The 17,773-nt window shown below is 69.0% G+C and carries 16 protein-coding genes; 11 read left to right on the top strand and 5 right to left on the bottom strand.

What is annotated here, in order from left to right; genetic code table 11:
- Nucleotides 1-51 precede the first annotated feature (51 nt).
- Nucleotides 52-681 carry a hypothetical protein gene (locus MRBLML1_RS17145; protein WP_364518133.1) on the top strand — a complete coding sequence of 210 codons (630 nt, stop codon included), beginning with the start codon at nucleotides 52-54 and terminating at the stop codon, nucleotides 679-681.
- A 338-nt stretch (nucleotides 682-1,019) separates the two neighbouring features.
- Here the strand turns inward: MRBLML1_RS17145 and MRBLML1_RS17140 are convergent, their stop codons facing one another.
- Nucleotides 1,020-1,955 (bottom strand): TIR domain-containing protein, encoded by a 936-nt coding sequence (locus MRBLML1_RS17140; protein WP_364518131.1) that lies wholly within the window; start codon nucleotides 1,953-1,955, stop codon nucleotides 1,020-1,022.
- Between the two features lie 12 nt (nucleotides 1,956-1,967).
- Entirely contained in the window at nucleotides 1,968-2,138 is a 171-nt protein-coding gene (locus tag MRBLML1_RS17135) for a hypothetical protein (RefSeq protein ID WP_364518129.1), read from the bottom strand.
- A gap of 472 nt (nucleotides 2,139-2,610) precedes the next feature.
- Between MRBLML1_RS17135 and MRBLML1_RS17130 the strand changes: the two genes are divergently transcribed.
- Both MRBLML1_RS17130 and MRBLML1_RS17125 read left to right on the top strand, forming a co-directional pair.
- Nucleotides 2,611-2,958 (top strand): hypothetical protein, encoded by a 348-nt coding sequence (locus MRBLML1_RS17130; protein WP_364518127.1) that lies wholly within the window; start codon nucleotides 2,611-2,613, stop codon nucleotides 2,956-2,958.
- 105 nt (nucleotides 2,959-3,063) lie between these two features.
- Entirely contained in the window at nucleotides 3,064-7,356 is a 4,293-nt protein-coding gene (locus MRBLML1_RS17125) for a hypothetical protein (protein ID WP_364518125.1), read from the top strand.
- Nucleotides 7,357-7,621: 265 nt separating this feature from the next.
- Here the strand turns inward: MRBLML1_RS17125 and MRBLML1_RS17120 are convergent, their stop codons facing one another.
- A complete protein-coding gene (locus tag MRBLML1_RS17120; protein ID WP_364518123.1) occupies nucleotides 7,622-8,221 on the bottom strand; it encodes a TetR/AcrR family transcriptional regulator in 600 nt (199 codons plus the stop codon).
- Nucleotides 8,222-8,295: 74 nt separating this feature from the next.
- Between MRBLML1_RS17120 and MRBLML1_RS17115 the strand changes: the two genes are divergently transcribed.
- Nucleotides 8,296-9,630: a cytochrome P450 gene (locus MRBLML1_RS17115; RefSeq protein ID WP_364518121.1), complete on the top strand. Its 1,335-nt coding sequence runs from the start codon at nucleotides 8,296-8,298 to the stop codon at nucleotides 9,628-9,630.
- 14 nt (nucleotides 9,631-9,644) lie between these two features.
- Entirely contained in the window at nucleotides 9,645-10,493 is an 849-nt protein-coding gene (locus MRBLML1_RS17110) for an SDR family oxidoreductase (protein ID WP_364518119.1), read from the top strand.
- Here the strand turns inward: MRBLML1_RS17110 and MRBLML1_RS17105 are convergent.
- A complete protein-coding gene (locus tag MRBLML1_RS17105; protein WP_364518117.1) occupies nucleotides 10,478-11,278 on the bottom strand; it encodes a hypothetical protein in 801 nt (266 codons plus the stop codon). The two genes, MRBLML1_RS17110 and MRBLML1_RS17105, sit on opposite strands and share 16 nt — an antisense overlap.
- Before the next feature lie 115 nt (nucleotides 11,279-11,393).
- Between MRBLML1_RS17105 and MRBLML1_RS17100 the strand changes: the two genes are divergently transcribed.
- Genes MRBLML1_RS17100 through MRBLML1_RS17075 form a run of 6 tightly spaced genes read left to right on the top strand, consistent with a single transcriptional unit; the run spans nucleotide 11,394 to nucleotide 16,256 of the window.
- Entirely contained in the window at nucleotides 11,394-12,620 is a 1,227-nt protein-coding gene (locus MRBLML1_RS17100; protein ID WP_364518115.1) for an MFS transporter, read from the top strand.
- 45 nt (nucleotides 12,621-12,665) lie between these two features.
- The gene (gene trpS / locus MRBLML1_RS17095; protein ID WP_364518113.1) at nucleotides 12,666-13,754 is read left to right on the top strand and encodes a tryptophan--tRNA ligase; all 1,089 of its coding nucleotides are present in this window, start codon (nucleotides 12,666-12,668) and stop codon (nucleotides 13,752-13,754) included.
- Nucleotides 13,754-14,260 (top strand): 2'-5' RNA ligase family protein, encoded by a 507-nt coding sequence (locus MRBLML1_RS17090; RefSeq protein WP_364518111.1) that lies wholly within the window; start codon nucleotides 13,754-13,756, stop codon nucleotides 14,258-14,260. The genes trpS and MRBLML1_RS17090 overlap by 1 nt, the downstream gene beginning before the upstream one ends.
- A 7-nt stretch (nucleotides 14,261-14,267) precedes the next feature.
- Nucleotides 14,268-15,311, top strand: a complete 1,044-nt coding sequence (locus tag MRBLML1_RS17085; protein ID WP_364518109.1) for a YihY/virulence factor BrkB family protein — start codon at nucleotides 14,268-14,270, stop codon at nucleotides 15,309-15,311.
- A 37-nt stretch (nucleotides 15,312-15,348) separates the two neighbouring features.
- The gene (locus MRBLML1_RS17080) at nucleotides 15,349-15,597 is read left to right on the top strand and encodes an SCO4848 family membrane protein (RefSeq protein WP_364518107.1); all 249 of its coding nucleotides are present in this window, start codon (nucleotides 15,349-15,351) and stop codon (nucleotides 15,595-15,597) included.
- Between the two features lie 47 nt (nucleotides 15,598-15,644).
- Entirely contained in the window at nucleotides 15,645-16,256 is a 612-nt protein-coding gene (locus MRBLML1_RS17075; RefSeq protein WP_364518105.1) for a hypothetical protein, read from the top strand.
- A 7-nt stretch (nucleotides 16,257-16,263) separates the two neighbouring features.
- Here MRBLML1_RS17075 and MRBLML1_RS17070 read toward each other — a convergent pair whose 3' ends face one another.
- On the bottom strand, nucleotides 16,264-17,547 hold the full coding sequence (locus tag MRBLML1_RS17070) for an adenylate/guanylate cyclase domain-containing protein (protein WP_364518103.1): 1,284 nt from the start codon (nucleotides 17,545-17,547) through the stop codon (nucleotides 16,264-16,266).
- Nucleotides 17,548-17,773: the final 226 nt, after the last annotated feature.

Genomic DNA, 17,773 nt, shown 5'->3' with positions numbered 1-17,773 from the left:
CGCGCCAGGATCAATCGCCGACTGTCGGCACAATCCAGCACCATAGAGGCCATGGACGAGGACCTGGACCTGCTTGGAGCCGTAGAAGCCGATATCGTCGCCGACGCTCCGATCGCTCCGACCCTACGTCGAGTGATCTTGCTCGGTGGGCGAGCCGGTTCGTCTCCGTTGCGCGACTGGGCTGCCCGCGAGTTGAACGGCTACGACGACCTCGCGGATCTGCCGCGGTACAGGCGAATTCCTTCGGCGATCTGCGTTGACGCGACGGTCGGCAACACCTGGCGGAAGGGCTATGTCATCTCACCTAACGTCCTGCCGGAGTACGCGCGCGAGGTGTTCGAGGGCGGTCCTACCTTCTTTCAGGGCATCGGGACCATCGAGGCAATGGCGCGCGAAGCGCGGCAAGCTGGTGGTAGCACCCGAATCACCCATCGGTACTCGATGGACCTCTGCCGAGAGTTGGACAAGGGCAGTCCCTTCCAAGAGACCACCGCGCTCTATTGGCAGGTGACGGCATCTAACCTCGAGGGCATTGTCGAGCGTGTCAAGACTGTGCTCGCTGAGCTCACTGGGGCGATGCGGTCCGGGACACCTGTCGGCGCTCCGCTTCCTGACAGTGCCGTGGTGAGCGAAGCCGTTCGAGCCATTCTCGGCACGGCTGGCCGGAGTTCGAGGACCTGACGCGGCGAAATGACGCGGGTGCCATGCGCGCTGTCCGCGGCTGGTCAGCAAACGAGGGCGGAATATCGGCGGGCCCTCAACCCCGAGACCGGGTGTTCTCGACCCGGGGAAGACCCGTGCCTGTGTGGGGAAGCGGGCAGCGTGGTGGCCCGCTGCGCGTCCTAGAAGCGGAGGCGCTTGGGAGGATGTCGTCCACCGACTCTTGGTCAGGTCACGGTTGCGACTGTCGTGCGCAAGAGCTTGAAGCCCCGGGTCCTACGGGCCACCACACGCTCAGCTCGACGCGTGCACGCTGCGGGCGACGCCGCCGAAGCTGTAGAGACCAGTAAAGGCGGTGATTAGAGGACGCCCTCGCGCTGTAGAACCTCGCGAATCTCTTCGAACGCTGCCTTGATGTTGCCCTTGGGGTACCGGATTTGGCCGACGCCTTCGACGTTGGAGAACTCTTCGCAGCCCTCTTCGAGAAGGATGATTGCCTTCATCCAGCCCAACCGACCCTGAAACAGCCCTACCTCGTGGATCACGTTCGCCCGGGCGTTCATCCTGCCCTCGGCATCTTCGTCCTCGGGAGTCATGAGCAGAAATGCAATCTGCGCGTTGCCGAGCATCTCGAGGAGCCGCTCTTTGGTGCTCATGCCGGCAGTGGGCTTCCGGTCGAATACTTCCCAGTCCAGGCCGAGATCGCCGAACCATACTCCCAGCTTCAGATACTCGGCCGATGCGCCACCGTGTCCGATGAAGACCTTGCTGCCCAACTGAATGACAGCCTTCTCCGCGAGGGGGTCCTCACCCTCCAGATGCCTGCCCAGGCGCTCGCAAACTTTCGCCAGACTACGAGCCACCCCGTACGGCGACTTGATGTGCATGACATTGGCAATGGCGATCTGGTGACCGGCTGCCTGAGCACCGCCCTCGATCGCTTGGGCATCGCGAGTCATGATCTGTCCTGTCACGCCGCGCATCTGAACGCGCGCCAGCAGTCCGACGTCCGGCAGGGCGATGTGCTGCAGCTGCTCGACGTGTTCCTTGACGTAGTCGTCGTGCGGGGCCGGGATCTTGGCGGCTACCGACCGCGCCTGCTGAACCAGGTCCTCGACCTCGGGTCGGATCGCGTCTGACTTGGCTCGCGGTCCACTCAGATCGGGGTGTCCCGCCTTCTCCTCGATGTAGGTCGTGACCTGTTCGACCTGGTGGACCTCCCAGTCGCCGGTGGTGCCCTGGAACATCCCCTGGAAACCCCACTCGCGGCTGAACATCGCGCCGGGTGGCGGCACTTGGTAGTTCTGCTAGTAGACGTTCGCCTGATAGCCCAGGTTGGACTGGGACCATGAGCGTCCTACGTCTTCGGCCGCAGCTTCGAGAGCATCCAGGGGGCCCGTGTCGAGCTCACCTTCGCGGTCAGCCAAGGCGGATGCCCGCTCGGCGATGGCGATGAACTCCACGCTGCGATCTGTCATGGCCGCAAGATTAGGGTCGACCGCCGACAACCAAGGTCATTCAGCGCGTGGCCAGCGAGCGGCTCAGACAAGTGCCACAACCCGTCACCCGGACATCGGAAGGCTCGACGCGCCCTGGTGCGGTATGACGTGCCTGGATCGCGGCCGGTCCGATTCATAAGGCGTTACCGCAGTCGGAGTCTGCTTATCGTCACTACCTCGACAACCTTGCGACCTTCGTTTCGGGTAGGAACCGTCGACTTCGGCAGTGGTGCCAGCACGCAAGAGACTTCGACTCTTGAGCCGATCCGCTCGCGGATCGAAGGAAGCAAACTCCTGGCCTGCGCAGACGCGCGAGGGAGCGCGCCCGACTGGCGGCGCCGCACTCGTCGCGGCGGATCTGGACGTCTCGGTGCGAACCGCTAAAGAGGTCCCCGCTTTCGTGAGACCTTTCGCCATCGCACTAGATATGTCTGGAGACAGGACGCATTTCGTGTCCTTCGGGGGCTTCGAGTGGTGGCCAATCGGGCTCTGTTCGGATCAGTCGGAGCATGATGGAGCCGTCTGCGCCATGCACCCTCCCACCGCTCTGCTGAGAGAGGGGCCGTTCGCCTCCGAAACCCCGGACCAGATCAGCAACAGGGTGGAACGATCGGGGGACACCGTGACCATCGTCAAGTACGTCTCAGCCACACGCCTTAAGGTCGGCCGCCACGCAAACGCGTTCGAGGCACTGGAGCTGAAGGTCCGCTGCGCGGACGGTGGGTTAGACGGCGTGGACGCATCACACCGCACCCTCGCCTTCGAGGAGCTCACCGACCGGGGCTTGCTCACCGCGTAGCCCGCTAGGACCTCCTCAACGCGGGTTAAGCCGGTGGTGTGACCGGCGTGTCGGTCCGGTACGGAAGACTGGTGGCCTCTGCCGGCCCGGGACGTGGTGAGATCGATGATGAACGAGGACGAGTACGCGAGCTACATCGCGCTCGGTCAGAAGAACGCCCGCATCATCGACCTGGCGACTAACCACTGCCAGAGCATGCGTTTCATCCAGTCAGGCGGGCAGGGCATGCTCGAAGCGACGACCGGGCTCCCACTGAACTCCCGCCGGATCGAGTGCGAGGTCGCCATCGGCGACACCTCTGGGATGCAGCTGGAACACATCGCGTTCGACTTCTACACCGACCACTGCATCGGGTGCGCTAGACGTAACCCGACCGGACGGTTGCCGAACCTGGAGACTGAGTACCAGGAAAGTCGAGCCGAAGCCGAGGCACAAGAAGCCGAAGCTGCCCAACGGCGTCACGACCTCGGGGTGCTCCGAACGGCTCGGGTTGAAAGGCGCCGAAGCCTTCGCGCGACGGCGGACCCTGCCGCAGCCAACATTCTGGACGACCTCAACATCCTCGACACCGACCCCGAAGCCGCCCCAGACTTTGAGGAGCAGAAGAAGGCCCGGCAGCGCCTGACTGCGGTCGCTGGCCGGGCACATGAACGGTTCGACGACGGCATCGTCGACGAACTCTTCGACGCCGTCGAGACGGTTGGCATCGTCGATGTCCTCGAACCGTTGCGGCACCTGAGCGCCAAACGACCCGACCTCGCCGAACGGCTGGTAACGACGGCAGTTGAGGTCCTCAGGAACCGCGCGAGCCTGGAGGCCGGCCGGTGCCTGACCGACCACCCCACTAAGATAACCGGCGACCTCATCGACGGGGACGTCATCCGCAACACAGCGGTCATCGCCGGTTCCAAGACACCCGACGACCACCACTTCTCCGGGCCCAACCCCGTCATCTCAGCGAACGACCCCGGGCCCATTCGAGTCCTCGCCGCCCTGGCTCCCGACCTGATCCAGGACACGTTGGCCGCGATGCTTCCCAGACCCCAAGACACGGGTCTCATCCTTGCCCCGAACATCAAACGACCCCGCGCATCCGACTTCGACCGCCGAGCCGCAGCCGGCGCTATCGAGCACCTCGCAGCAACCCACCTCGACCTAGCGGTCGCCCTGCTTCCCAACCTCGCGACCTCGCTCGGCGTGCCTCCCAGCGACAGCTACGACACCGGCACCATGGGTTCAGCCGAACGGGCCTTGGCCCGCATCCTCATCGAAGACCCGGCCCGCGTCGGCCCGCTGTTCGAGCAGGCCGGCCAGTACGCCTCCGAAGACATCCGCAAGGGCCTCATCGGATCAGCACGTCACGCCATCAACATGGTCGACCCCGACAACAGGTTCCGCCGACCCCAAGACCCGGTCCTCGACGAATCCGCGTCACAAGCGGTCATCGACACCGCCTTCGCGTTCCTCATCGCACACTCAGACGAGTCATGGGGCCACGACGTCACCTTCGAGGCATGCGAAGCCATCGAGAGCATCAGCCACCGCTCCAGCAACGCCCTCCAACCCCACATCGACACGACCCTCGGTGCGTTCATCGCACTGACCCGTCACCGACTCGAAGCACCCACCCAACGCCTGGAAACGACCGCCGAACCAGACCTACTAGCCGGGCTCAACGCCTACGGCCGCCTCAACAGCCTCTACCAGGGTTCCCGCCGCCTCCTTCGTGCGGTCGAGAAAGCCGCAGTGACCGACCCAGTCGCCGTGTGCGCCACCATCTGCACCGTCATTACCGCCGAACGCGACAACAACTTCGGGGTCGAAGTCGTGATGCCACTCCTGGAGACCCTCGGAGACATCGGCCGCAGATACGGCGACGAACCCCACGTCCTCCAAGCAATCCTCCCGACCCTGCACACCTACCTCGTAGACGCCGACCAAGGGCTCAGGTCCTCCGCGGTCGAGGCATGGACAGAAATTGGGTCACGCCACCCGGTCCCCTCGACCGTCTCCGACCTCCTACCCGCACTCGTCACTGACCCGTACATGGTCATGATCGATGCAGTCCTCAAGGCAGCCACACGGCTCACGTGGACCCGGGAGGAAGACAAGGTCCAGCTCGCGGTCTACGCCAGCTACCTGGCAGCCAACTTCGAACTGCCCGACCGCCTCGAACTCATCCTCACCGCGCTCTCCGCGCTACGCCGGCACGTCCCCAACCTCGACGCTCTTGCCACGCTCGAGAAAGCAGCACTCGCCCGGATACCTGACCTCGAATGGCACCAAGCCAGCAAAGTCATTGAACAACCCTGGCAACCTGACGCCCGCGTCACCACCGACCTCGCTCGCCAATGGATCACCGACGCACCCCGACACACCTACGGCATGCGGCAACACGACGAAGCCGAAGAAGCTCTCAACGGCCTCCTCAACTGCGGCATCGGCCTCCTCGGCATCACCGACAAGCTCATCGACGTCGGCGCCCGCCATTCACCAGAGTCTCACTACGGAGCCCTCGAGTACGCCGAAGTTCTCGCCCGAGTCGAAGGCCGCGACGCCGCCGTCAAGCTCCTCCAAGACGCGTACTACAACAACCCCAACGACCAAGCGCACGCCTCCCAACGAGCACTCACCAACCTCGCCCTCACCACCGCAGGGCTCCACGCCGCCCTCACCAGCCGCGATACCAACAACAACCCCATCAACGACCCCGCCGTCGTAACCGCAGCACTCGACGACCTCGCGACCGCCCTCCAGTTCAGCCAGGCCCTTACCGGCGACGACCGGAAGTGGCTCCAACCGTTCGAGCACGCGACCGCAACCCGTGCCGCAACCGTCTGCGACCTCCTTAATCTGCCCTACCCGGACGCCGTCGCCGGCGCCCTGGCCAGCCAAAACGTCACGGCGTCTGACCCCGCCGAACAGCTCACCAACCGAGCCAACCGCCTGCGCGAACACGCCAAAGCGCTACGCAACGCACCCAAGTCGAGCGGCACCGCCACTCACCGTGGCCTCGACGTCACCACCAAACTCCTCGAAGCCGTCGCCCACCACCTTGAAGCCCAAGCCGCAGACCTCAACGCCGACCTCGGTCAAGCCCAAGCACACCGCACCGCGGCACAACGCCGAGCCGCCGCGATCGACCTGACCGACTTCCGGCTCGACGACCCCCTGCTGATGCGGGCACGCGAACTCCGCGAAACCCTCGCCGCCAGCAACGACCCCCTCGAGGTCGCGACCATCACCAACCAAGCCGCACAGCTCCCCACCCCGCTGCTGTTCATCCGTTCAAGCGAGCACAGGCGCACCCGCGGCCGCCCCTGGATACCCCCAACCGACCCCGAACCCGAAAGCCCAAACGTCGCCGTCGCACTCGTCTCCATCGACGACAAGCTCCTCACCGGACCAGCCATCATCGACCCGAACCTCACCCACACCCTCACCCTCAACGTCCAAACAGACCCCTGGCCAGGCTGGGCCACACGCCTCGACGCCGAACTCATCAGCACCCTGAACCACACCGAGCTCGAACGCCCAGCGCTGACCTGGACCCGCAACGAACACGCCGGCGACCCCCAAACCTTCGAGGGCACCGGCTCACTCCACGTCCGCTACTCCGTCCCCACCTCGCAACACGCACCGCCCGTCCTCATCCGCCTCACCTGGCGCGGCACCGACACCGACGGCAACCCCGTCAGCCAAGACCTAGACGTCGCCGGCCACCGCGAAATCCGCATTCGCCCCTACGACCACGCCCGCGACGCCACCACCGAGTACGACGTGTTCGACGAACGCCTTCACGCCATCTACGAAAACCTCGCCGCCGCCGGATACCCCCACGGACACCTCCAAGCATTCGCCCGACTCCTCAACGCCATCTCCCGCATCGGGCTCGCCATGACATGGAACAAGAAGTACCGCCGCGGCCAGTACATCCGCGAACGCGACTTCCACAACGACCTCCACACCGCACTCCTCGCCGACCCCACCCTCGAAGGCCGCGTAGAACGAGGCACACCACTCGCCCTCGGGTTCCTCGACACTCGCCACGACGGCATCACAGCCGAACTCAAAGTCGCCCGTGACCAACCGGTCACACCCGAAACCGCGCCCAAGTACATCGGCCAACCCACGCAGTACGCAGCCGCCGACGGCACCCGCCTCTCCATCCTCGTCATCCTCGACATGAGCCGAAAAGTGCTCCCCATCGGCACCCCAGAGAACTACCTCTTCGTTCTCAACCCCCTACAACACGGCATGACCGAACCCCACTACCCATCAGTCGTCGTCACCCTCGTCATCAACGGCAATCTGCCCGTCCCCAGCAGCTGGTCCCGCCGCAAAACACCCACAGTCGAAACCAGCCCTTCGGGGCCAGAAGGCCCGGCGGCCGACTGAGGCTGACCGCAAACGTTTCCGGCTGAGACCCAACTGGGGCTGACCGACGGCACGAAGAGCCGACCCACTCGGTCAAGACTGGGAGGCGTCGGTGACCCACTCCTGGACCTCTGCGGTCGAGCGTTGCCTGCCCTTTGCGTGTCGGTGTTTAGCCGCGTGTCCCTTCGACATGGCCCCTGACCTGCATGCGTTCGCCCTGCTGACCGAGAACGGACAACACGCGCCTCTCGTATGCGTCAATCTGGGCGGAAGGACGCAGTGGCGCTCAGCCGTACAACCCCAGGAACGCCCGGCTGGCCGTCGCCACCACCTCATCCGGCGATACATCAAGTGCCCCGTCCAACCACGCGGTGACCACCTCCGCCATCCCCCCGATGAACAGCAATCCTGCGAGCTCGTCCTCGTGCCGCGCGGGCGCGGAGGAGTGCGCCTCCTCGGCGGCGAGGTGGGCGAAGTGCCGCAACAGCTCGGTACGACGCCCACGCAACCCAGGCAGGGCAGCGGCCTCAATGATGGCGACCCGGCCCTTCCGCGGGTCGGCGAGGAGCAGGTCGACGAAGGCGCCCACGGCAGCGTGGATCCGCGCGGCCGGCTCCGCCCCTGCGGCCTCCGCAGCGGCCAGGGTGACCGTCTCGATCTCCGTCGCGACCTCTTCCAGCACCGCGGTGAGGGCGGCGTCGAGGCCGGTGAAGGACTCGTAGAAGTACCTCTCGCTGAGCCCCGCCGTCCCACAGACCGCGGTCATCGTGGTCCGCACCTCGGGGTCGGCCCAGACCGAGAGCGTCGCGTCGAGCAGTCGGCGCCGGCGCTCGGCGGCACGCTCCGCCGCGCTGACGCCCTTGTAGACCCCTGACTGCACCGCCACGCGGCCAACCCTGCCACGCAGCCCACCTAAAGAGAAGGTTGACAGGACGTCCTTCCTGAATGACGCTGTGATCCATGACGACCGCGCCGGTGACGCTCCCCACCGTCCGCCCGGGTGACCGGGGACTGCCGTTCCTGGGCCGCCTGACGGCCTACGCGAAGGACCCGGTGGCGCTGATGCGCCACCAGTACGAGACCTACGGCCCGGTCTCGCCGTTCCCCTTCCTCGGCCAGACCTACGTGATGCTGCTCGGCCCGGACGCGGTCGAGGAGGCGCTGCGCAACGCCGACAAGGCGTTCGTCAACGGGCCGGCGTGGGGCGCGATGGTCGGTCCGTTCTTCCACCGCGGGCTGATGCTGCTCGACGGCGAGGAGCACCACGTGCACCGCCGGATCATGCAGGAGGCGTTCACCCGCGACCGCCTGGCGTCGTACGTCGACGCGATGCACCCCGCGATCGCCCGCGGCCTGGCGGCGTGGCAGCCGAGCACCGACTTCCGCTGCTATCCCGCGCTCAAGCAGCTCACCCTCGACATCGCCGCCGACATCTTTATGGGTGGCGCGGCGGACACCTCGCGGGCCGAGATGGAGCGGGTGAACGCTGCGTTCATCGCGTGCGTGCAGGCGGCGGCCGGGGTGGTGCGGGCGGACGTTCCGGGGACCCGGTGGGGGAGGGCGTACAAGGGCCGGAAGGTCCTGGAGGAGTTCCTGCGGCACTACCTGCCGGCGAAGCGGGCCGAGCGCACCGGCGACCTGTTCTCCGTGCTCTGCCACATCGAGACCGCGGAGGGCGAGCGGTTCACCGACGACGACGTGGTCGACCACATGATCTTCCTGATGATGGCCGCGCACGACACCTCGACCATCACCACCTCGACGATGCTCCAGCACCTCGGCCAGCACCCGGAGTGGCAGGACCGCTGCCGCGCGGAGTCGTTCGCGCTGGGCGAGGCCCCGACCCTGGCCGAGCTCGACCAGCTCACCTCGCTCGACCTCGTGATGAAGGAGAGCCTGCGGCTACGGGCGCCAGTGCCGATGCTGGCGCGCAAGACCGTCAAGGACACCACCGTCCAGGGCGTGCGGGTCCCGGCGGGCAGCACGGTCGCCGTCGGCGTGCAGTACTCCCACCTGATGCCCGAGCTGTGGACCGACCCCGAGCGCTTCGACCCCGAGCGGTTCGGGCCCGTGCGCCGCGAGGACAAGGCCCACCGCTACGCCTGGTCGCCGTTCGGCGGCGGCGTGCACAAGTGCATCGGGCTCTACTTCGCCGGCGCCGAGGTGAAGTCGATCCTGCACCGCCTGCTGCGCACCCACGAGTGGCGCGTCGACCCGTCGTACGCCGCCCCGCTCGACAACCACTCGCTGCCGTTCCCGAAGGACGGCCAGCCGATCGACCTCGTCCGACTCTGAGCCCCGGAGGCACCGTGAGCACCGACCTGTCCCACCTGTCCGTCATCGTCACCGGCGGCGCCCGCGGCATCGGCCGCGCCACCGTCGAGCGCTTCGCCCGCCAGGGCGCCCGGGTCGCGCTGGGCGACCTCGACGTCGACCTGGGCAAGGACGTCGCCGCGCCGTACGACGGCCGCGTGGTCGCCGCGCGCCTCGACGTCACCGACCCGGGCTCCTGGGCCGAGTTCCTCGACGAGGTCGACCGGCACGGCCCCTGGGACGTGCTGGTCAACAACGCCGGGATCATGCCGCTCGGCCCGATCCTCGAGGAGTCCCACCAGAAGGCGCGGACGATCATCGACGTCAACGTGCACGGCGTCATCTTCGGCACCAAGGCCGTCGCGCCCGCGATGGCGCGGCGGGGCCGGGGGCACATCGTCAACGTCGCCTCGGCCGTCGGCCGGGTGGCGCTGCCGCACGGGGCGACCTACTCGGCGTCGAAGTTCGCGGTCGTCGGCTTCAGCGAGGCCACCCGCGCCGAGCTCGCGCCGCAGGGCATCGAGGTGACCATGGTGCTGCCGACCGTGGTGCAGACCGAGCTCTCGGCCGGCGTCCCCGCCGCCCGCGGCGTCCGCCCGGTCACCGCCGACGACGTGGCCGAGGTGATCGAGGCGGCCGTGCGCAAGCCGCGTGCGGAGATGTGGGTGCCGCGCTGGACCCAGGGGCTGAGCAAGTCGACGCTGGCCCTGCCGCGCGCGGTGCAGTCGGCGATGACCAAGGTCCTCAAGGCCGACGAGGTGCTGGCGTCGGCCGACCCGGCGGCCCGCGCGGCCTACGAGGAGCGGGCCGCGTCGGGCGCCCGCCCCGATCAGGAGTTGCAGTAGACCGCCGGTGCCGCGAAGACGAGCCGCGCCGAGCTGGACGGCGGGTTGCCGTCGACCTCGTAGGCCTCGAGCTGCACGGAGTCGTCCGCGAGGATGCCGGACGCGCGGGTCTCGGCCTGGAAGAGCCGCGGTGAGTCCTCGACCCCCAGCCCGTGCTCGGCGTAGCCGAGGTCGTCGCCGAGGTCCTCCTTCCAGCTGACCCCGGCGATGAACCTCGTCAGGTCGGGCGAGGTCTGGGCGACGCCGATGGTCGCGCGCACCCGGATGCAGCGCCAGGCGCGGACCCGCCACTCGACGTACCCGCCGTCACCGAGGGAGACGCCCGCGCCGTAGGTGTAGCCGTGCTGGGGGAACGTCCCCGTCCGCAGGTCGTTCGACGCGACGGGCGCGACCCCGACCAGGCTGCGCCAGCGCCACGCGTTGACGAAGACCGCCGGGCTCACGTCGCCGGCATGACCCCGGGTCGCCGCCTTGACGACCCGGAACGTCGTGCGGCCGGGCGCGGGCGTCACCGCGACGGCGTAGCGGTTGTCGCGGCCGACGAGCGGCCGGGAGATCGTGGTCCACGCACCGCTCTCGACCCGGCGCTGCACGGCGACCCGCTGACCGGCCGCCGTCGGCGACACCGCGCCGCGCAGCAGCACCTTGCCGCCGTAGGTGACCGTCGTGCTCGACGACGCGAGCGTGACGACGTACGGCGCGCCGGCGCTCGCGGGTGCGCTCGGCAGGGACACGGCGAGCAGCGGCACCGCGAGCAGGGCGGCCGCCAGGCGGGGGAGTGACATGCCTCATCCGAGCACCCGGGCAGCCTCCGGCGCAGTAGGGATCAGGCGTAAATCGGCACGCGGAGACATCCGACCTCTCGGAATACCGGCCGGTGGCACCCGGTTACCATCCCTCGTGACCTCCTCGCCGACGACGACCTCGACCGAAGGCCGCCCGGCGGTGCACCACGCCCGACCCGCGCTGGCGATCCTGGCGCTCGCGGTCGGCGGTTTCACCATCGGCACCACCGAGTTCATGACCATGGGCGTGCTGCCCGAGGTCGCGGACGGGGTGAAGGTCTCGGTGCCGACCGCGGGGCACATCATCTCCGCCTACGCCCTCGGCGTCGTGGTCGGCGTCCCGATCCTCGCCTTCTTCGGTGCCGCACTGCCGCGCCGCGGCATGCTCGTCGGCCTGATGGGCGCGTACGCCGCCTTCAACCTCCTCAGCGCCGCCGCGCCCAGCTACGAGGTGCTCACCGTGGCGCGCTTCCTCGACGGGCTCCCGCACGGCGCCTACTTCGGGGTCGCCAGCCTCGTCGCGGCCAGCCTGGTCGTGCCGGAGCGCCGCGGCCGGGCGGTCGCCGCGGTGATGCTGGGGCTGTCGGTGGCCAACGTCGTGGGCGTCCCGCTGGCCACCTTCCTCGGCCAGCAGGTGGGCTGGCGCTCGACGTACCTGCTCGGCGGGCTGCTGGCGCTGGTGACGGTGGTGGGCGTGCTCGCCGTCGTACCGTCGCTGCCGGGTGACCCCGAGGCGAGCGGGCGCAAGGAGGCGCGGGAGTTCTTCGGCAGCCTCCAGGTCTGGCTGACGATGGCCGTCGGCGCGGTCGGCTTCGGCGGGATGTTCGCGGTCTACTCCTACATCGCCAAGACCGTCACCGAGGTCGGCGGCCTGGAGCGCGGCACCGTCCCCTTCTTCGTGCTGGCGCTGGGCCTGGGCATGGTCGCCGGCACCTGGCTCGCCGGTGAGCTGGCCGCCTGGTCGGTCTACCGGAGCCTGATCCTGTCGGGCGCCACCGGCATCGTGCTGATGCTCGTCTACTGGCTCGCCGCCCCGCACGGCTGGCTGCTGCTGCCGGTCGCCTTCCTGGTGACCGCCACCGGCTCGGTGCTGGTGGTCAACCTCCAGCTGCGGCTGATGGACGTCGCCGGGGGAGCGGTGACCCTGGGTGCGGCGATGAACCACGCCGCCCTCAACGTCGCCAACGCGCTCGGCGCCTGGCTCGGCGGGGTCGTCATCGCCGCGGGCCACGGCTACCGCGCCCCCGCGCTGGTCGGTGCCGGCCTGGCGGCCGTCGGCGTGGTGATCCTGCTCGTCTCCGCGACCGTGCACCGTCGCGACACCGTGGCCGCGGCGGCGTAGGAGCCGACTCCCGGTCCGGAGCCCGTTCCTGCCACAATCGGTCGCATGTCTGCCACCACCGAGCACCCGCCCGTGCCGGAGACCGCGCAGCCGGCCGCGCCCGAGGGAGCCGCGCGTCCGCGTGTGCTGTCCGGGATCCAGCCGACGTCGGACTCCTTCCACCTCGGCAACTACGTGGGCGCGGTGCGGCAGTGGGTGGACCTGCAGCGCGACCACCAGCCGTTCTTCTTCATCGCCGACCTGCACGCGCTCACCGTCGAGTGGGACCCCAAGCTGCTGCGCGAGCGCACCCTGCGCGGCGCGGCCCAGCTGATCGCGGCGGGCGTCGACCCGGCCCGCTCGTCGATCTTCGTGCAGAGCCACGTGCCCGCCCACGCCCAGCTCGCCTGGGTGCTCAACGGGATCACCGGCTTCGGCGAGGCCCGCCGGATGACCCAGTTCAAGGACAAGACCGCCAAGGGCGGCGAGGGCGCGGCGAGCGTCGGGCTGTTCGCCTACCCGGTCCTGATGGCCGCCGACATCCTGCTCTACCGCCCGCACTACGTGCCGGTCGGTGAGGACCAGCGCCAGCACCTCGAGCTGACCCGCGACCTGGCGCAGCGCTTCAACAGCCGCTTCAAGAAGACCTTCCGGCTGCCCGAGCCCTACATCCTCAAGGCGACGGCCAAGCTCTACGACCTGCAGGACCCGACCCGGAAGATGTCGAAGTCCAGCTCCTCGCCCGCCGGCATCATCGACATGCTCGACGACCCCAAGGTCACCGCGAAGAAGATCCGCTCGGCGGTCACCGACTCCGGCACCGAGGTCCGCTTCGACGTCGAGGAGAAGCCCGGCGTCAGCAACCTGCTGACCATCTACTCCGCGCTCACCGGCGAGGCGATCCCCGCGCTGGAGGAGCAGTTCGCCGGCCGCATGTACGGCGACCTGAAGAAGGAGGTCGCCGACGTGGTGGTCGACTTCGTCACCCCGTTCCGTGACCGGACCCTGGAGCTGCTCGACCACCAGGACCACCTCCAGCAGGTGCTGGCGCAGGGCGCGGAGACGGCCGGTGCGGTCGCCGAGGCGACCCTGCGCGACGTCTACCAGCGGGTCGGCTTCGTCGCCCCCGCGGCGCTGCGGGCCACGGAGTCCTGATGCCGGTGATCGGCGTCGCCATCGCCATCCCGGAGCCCTGGGCTACCGAGCTCTACGACTACCGGCTGCGGATCGGCGACCCCACCGCGTCCGGCGTACCGAGCCACATCACGCTGATCCCGCCGACCGAGGTCGGGGAGGACCTGTCCGCGGTCGAGGAGCAGCTCGAGCGCGCGGCGGCGCAGGTCTCGCCGTTCGAGGTGCACCTGCGCGGGACGGCGACCTTCCGCCCGGTCTCGCCGGTCGTCTTCGTCGGCCTCGCCGAAGGGATCTCGCAGTGCGAGCAGCTCGCCGACGAGGTACGACGCGGCCCGCTCGCCGTCGACCTCGACTACCCCTACCACCCGCACGTCACCGTCGCCCACCACCTCGACGACCCCACGTTGGACCGAGCGTTCGAGGACCTGGCGGGTTTCGAGTGCCGATTCGGGGTAACTGAGTTCCATCTGTACGTCCACCACGACGAGGAGGGCTGGAGGGCGACCCGCACCTTCCCCCTGGGATGAAGCTGACATGAAGGCTGTCGACCGCGCCAAGGAGCGTCTGGCCGAGCTGCGTGCTCGCTCGTCGTTCGTCGATCACGTGCTGCGCATGCAGGAGCACTTCGGGGAGGTCAAGGGCAGCCAGCAGGCCGGTGGCGTCACCTACTTCGGCTTCCTGTCCGTCTTCCCCGTGCTGGCGCTCGCCTTCTTCGCCGTCGGCTACGTCGCCAAAGTCTTCCCCGACGCCCAGGACGCCCTGCTCAAGGCGCTGGACGAGGTGCTGCCGGACCTCGTCGGCAACGGTCAGGGCCAGGTGCCGCTCGACGACATCCAGAGCGCGGCGGGCGCGGTCGGGCTGATCGGTCTGGTCGGTGTGCTCTACGCCGGCCTGGGCTGGCTCTCCTCGCTGCAGACCGCGCTCATCGTGCTGTTCGAGATGCCCGAGCGGCTGCAGCCGAATTTCATCATCGGCAAGCTGCGTGACCTGGTCTCGCTGATCGTGCTCGGCGTCGTGCTGATGGTCAGCGTCAGCGCCTCCAGCGTCCTCACCCGGATGTCGCGGCAGATCCTCGACTGGCTGCACCTCGGCTCCGGCCTGGGTTGGCTGGTCACGATCCTCGCCCTGGTGTTCGGGCTCGCGGCCTCGGCGCTGCTGTTCTTCCTGATGTTCCGGATCCTCGCCAAGCCGCCGGTGCCGTCGAAGGCGCTGTGGTCGGGCGCCTGGCTCGGCGCGATCGGCTTCGAGGTCCTCAAGCAGCTCTCCGGTGTGCTCCTGGTCAGCACCCGCGGGCAGCCCGCCTTCCAGGCGTTCGGGATCGCGCTGATCCTGCTGGTCTGGATCAACTACTTCTCCCGGGTCGTCCTCTACGCCGCCGCCTGGTCCTTCACCCACCCGCTGGCGCGCGCCGAGCGGGACGCGCGCCGCGCCGTACCGGTCTCGGTGGCGACGGTCGCCACGCCCGAGACCGTGGCGGAGGGCGCCGGTGGCGGTGGCGGCTGGACCACGCCGCTGGCGGTGGGCGCCGCGCTCGGCACCGTGGTCGGCGCCAAGATCGGCCGGGGGCGTCGTACCTGACGGCGTCGTGGCTGACGGCGTCTGGGAGGATGGGCGCGTGAAGTTCGAGCGCAAGCACGCCCTCCTGCTCCTGGCCGTCGCCGCCTGGAACGTCATCACCTTCGGCAACTTCGCCAAGAACCTCTACAACGCCTACGACGCCGGTGAGGACCGTGCTGCCGGCTACTGGATCGCCCACAGCATCCTGATCGTGGTCAACATCGCGATCGCCGCCGTCCTCGGCAGCCTCGGCTGGAAGGCGCTCAAGGCGACGAAGTCCGCCGCCGAGGCCGACGCCTCGGTCTGAGCACCCGGGCTCAGGACGGCGCCGCCGCGGCGGCCTACGGTCGTCGCATGCGCCGCGCCCTCGCCGTCCTGCTGCCCGTCCTGCTCCTCCTGGCCGCCGGCTGCGGCACCGAGAGCGCCGGGGCCGACGACGGCCCCCCACCCCTGCCGGACGCCACCTACCAGCGCCTGCTCGACCAGGGCGTCGACCCGGACCTGGTGTACACGATCGAGCTCCCCGGCTTCGCGCTGGCCGAGCAGTCGGCCGGCGTGCTGGGCGAGGCGGACTACGGCGCGACCTACGTGCCCGAGGACCCGCCGTACACGACCCAGGTCGGGCTCCGCGTGACGAGCGGCACCTACGACGCCGCACGCTGCGCGAGCGAGCCGCTGGGGAGCGGTGCGGTGACCTGCGTGCCCGACGACAAGGGCTGGTACCGCACGGGCGGCGGACAGCACGAGTACGTCGTCGCGGCCGACGGTCGCGTCCTCGGCGTCAGCGCGCCGGTGGACGCCGTGGACCGGGCGGCCCTGGTCGCGGCGGCGCTCGGCGCCCGGCACCACGACGGCGGCGACCTCACGCCGGTGCCCCCGTCGCCACCGGTCTCGCGCGGTGACCTGCCGTCGAACGGCGACGGTGCGCCGCTCGACCCCTACGGCACCAGCCCGCCGGGCGGCTGAGCCCTGCTCAGGACGCTCCCAGCAGGAAGTACGTCGTCATCGGGCCCTTGCCCTTCACCTCGACCGTCTGCGGGTCGCTGAAGGCGTAGCGGTCCGCCAGCAGGGCGTACGTCGCCTCGGCCACCTGGATCCGGTGCGGGCGCCCGTGCGACTCCATCCGGCTGGCCGTGTTCACGGTGTCGCCCCACAGGTCGTAGGTGAACTTGCGCCGGCCGATCACGCCGGCGACCACGGGGCCGGACGCGATCCCGATCCGCATCGCCACCGGGCTGGGCCACGACGGGGAGAGCCGGTTGAGCGTGCGCTGCATGTCCAGCGCCAGCTCGGCCAGGGAGGCGGCGTGGTCCGGGTCGGGGACCGGCAGCCCGGCGACGGCCATGTAGGCGTCGCCGACGGTCTTGATCTTCTCGATCCCGCGCTGCTCGCACAGCTCGTCGAACTCGCGGAACATGGTGTCCAGCAGCTGCACCAGCTCCTCGGGGCTGAGCGCCTCGGAGACCGGGGTGAAGCCGACGATGTCGGAGAAGAGCACGCTCACGCTCGGCGCGGAGTCGGCGATCGCGCCCTCCCCGGTGCGCAGCCGGCGGGCGATCGCGGCCGGCAGGACGTTGTGCAGCAGCTCCTCGGAGCGGGCCTGCTCGATCTCCACCTCGCGCTGGCGCAGGTAGTCGGTGCGGCGCAGCTTCTCCAGCGCGTAGGCGATGAGCAGGGCGATCGCCGCCAGGCCCGCCGTCGGCGCGACGTTGCGGGCCAGGGTGTCCACGCCACCCAGCACGCCGGGGAGGGTGAGGCACACGGCGACGTACACCGCCGTCATCGCGATCGCGGCGTGCATCCGCAGCCGCAGCAGGCCGACCGCGCCGAGCAGGGTGACCGTGCAGGAGGTCCGCAGGTACTCCGGCGGGAAGTCCGCCGACCGTGCCATCAGCGTGCCCAGCGCCACCAGCAACACGCTGAGCAGGCCGACCGAGGCCAGCTGCAGGTGCCGGCTCACCCACAGCGATCGGGTGATGACCACCCCGGCGGCCAGGAAGGTGACCGCGCCGGCGAGCCGGATCAGGACCAGCGCGAGCGGGACCTCGTCGAGGATGAGGACGTCCACCACGCCGTACACGAGCGTGAAGACCATGCCGATCGCCAGCGGGAAGCGGGCCTCGTTGAGGCCCCGCATGTCGTCGTAGACGACGAACTCGTCCTCGGCGTCCTCGTCGTCGAACTCCAGCATCCAGCGCGCCATGTGCAGCTGCGCATGACGCTCCTGCACCCAGGCGCGGATCGAGAGGGAGCCCACCGCCGCATCGTGGCACAACTCGAGTGGGGGTTTCCGGCCTTCGAGTCGGCACTTCCCACCCGCGAGTTGGGGTTTCCCACCGTCGAGCTGTGGGTTCCCGCCCGCCAAGCCGGAGAGAGCCGCCGGCGGCAGCAGACCAGCCCGTCGAAAAACCAGCTCGCCACGGCCGAAGCCGTGGCGGGCTGACAACTCGTGGGTGGAAAACCCCCACTCGACGGTGGGAAGT

The organism is Nocardioides sp. LML1-1-1.1, from assembly GCF_040676175.1.
GTDB lineage: Bacteria > Actinomycetota > Actinomycetes > Propionibacteriales > Nocardioidaceae > Nocardioides.
This window is presented reverse-complemented; position numbering and strand designations above follow the sequence as displayed.

Coding starts and splice junctions, on each gene's coding strand:
- MRBLML1_RS17145 (WP_364518133.1), top strand. CDS start 52: ATGGACGAGGACCTGGACCTGCTTGGAGCCGTAGAAGCCGATATCGTC.
- MRBLML1_RS17135 (WP_364518129.1), bottom strand. CDS start 2,138: ATGACAGATCGCAGCGTGGAGTTCATCGCCATCGCCGAGCGGGCATCC.
- MRBLML1_RS17125 (WP_364518125.1), top strand. CDS start 3,064: ATGATGAACGAGGACGAGTACGCGAGCTACATCGCGCTCGGTCAGAAG.
- MRBLML1_RS17115 (WP_364518121.1), top strand. CDS start 8,296: ATGACGACCGCGCCGGTGACGCTCCCCACCGTCCGCCCGGGTGACCGG.
- MRBLML1_RS17105 (WP_364518117.1), bottom strand. CDS start 11,278: ATGTCACTCCCCCGCCTGGCGGCCGCCCTGCTCGCGGTGCCGCTGCTC.
- trpS (WP_364518113.1), top strand. CDS start 12,666: ATGTCTGCCACCACCGAGCACCCGCCCGTGCCGGAGACCGCGCAGCCG.
- MRBLML1_RS17090 (WP_364518111.1), top strand. CDS start 13,754: ATGCCGGTGATCGGCGTCGCCATCGCCATCCCGGAGCCCTGGGCTACC.
- MRBLML1_RS17085 (WP_364518109.1), top strand. CDS start 14,268: ATGAAGGCTGTCGACCGCGCCAAGGAGCGTCTGGCCGAGCTGCGTGCT.
- MRBLML1_RS17075 (WP_364518105.1), top strand. CDS start 15,645: ATGCGCCGCGCCCTCGCCGTCCTGCTGCCCGTCCTGCTCCTCCTGGCC.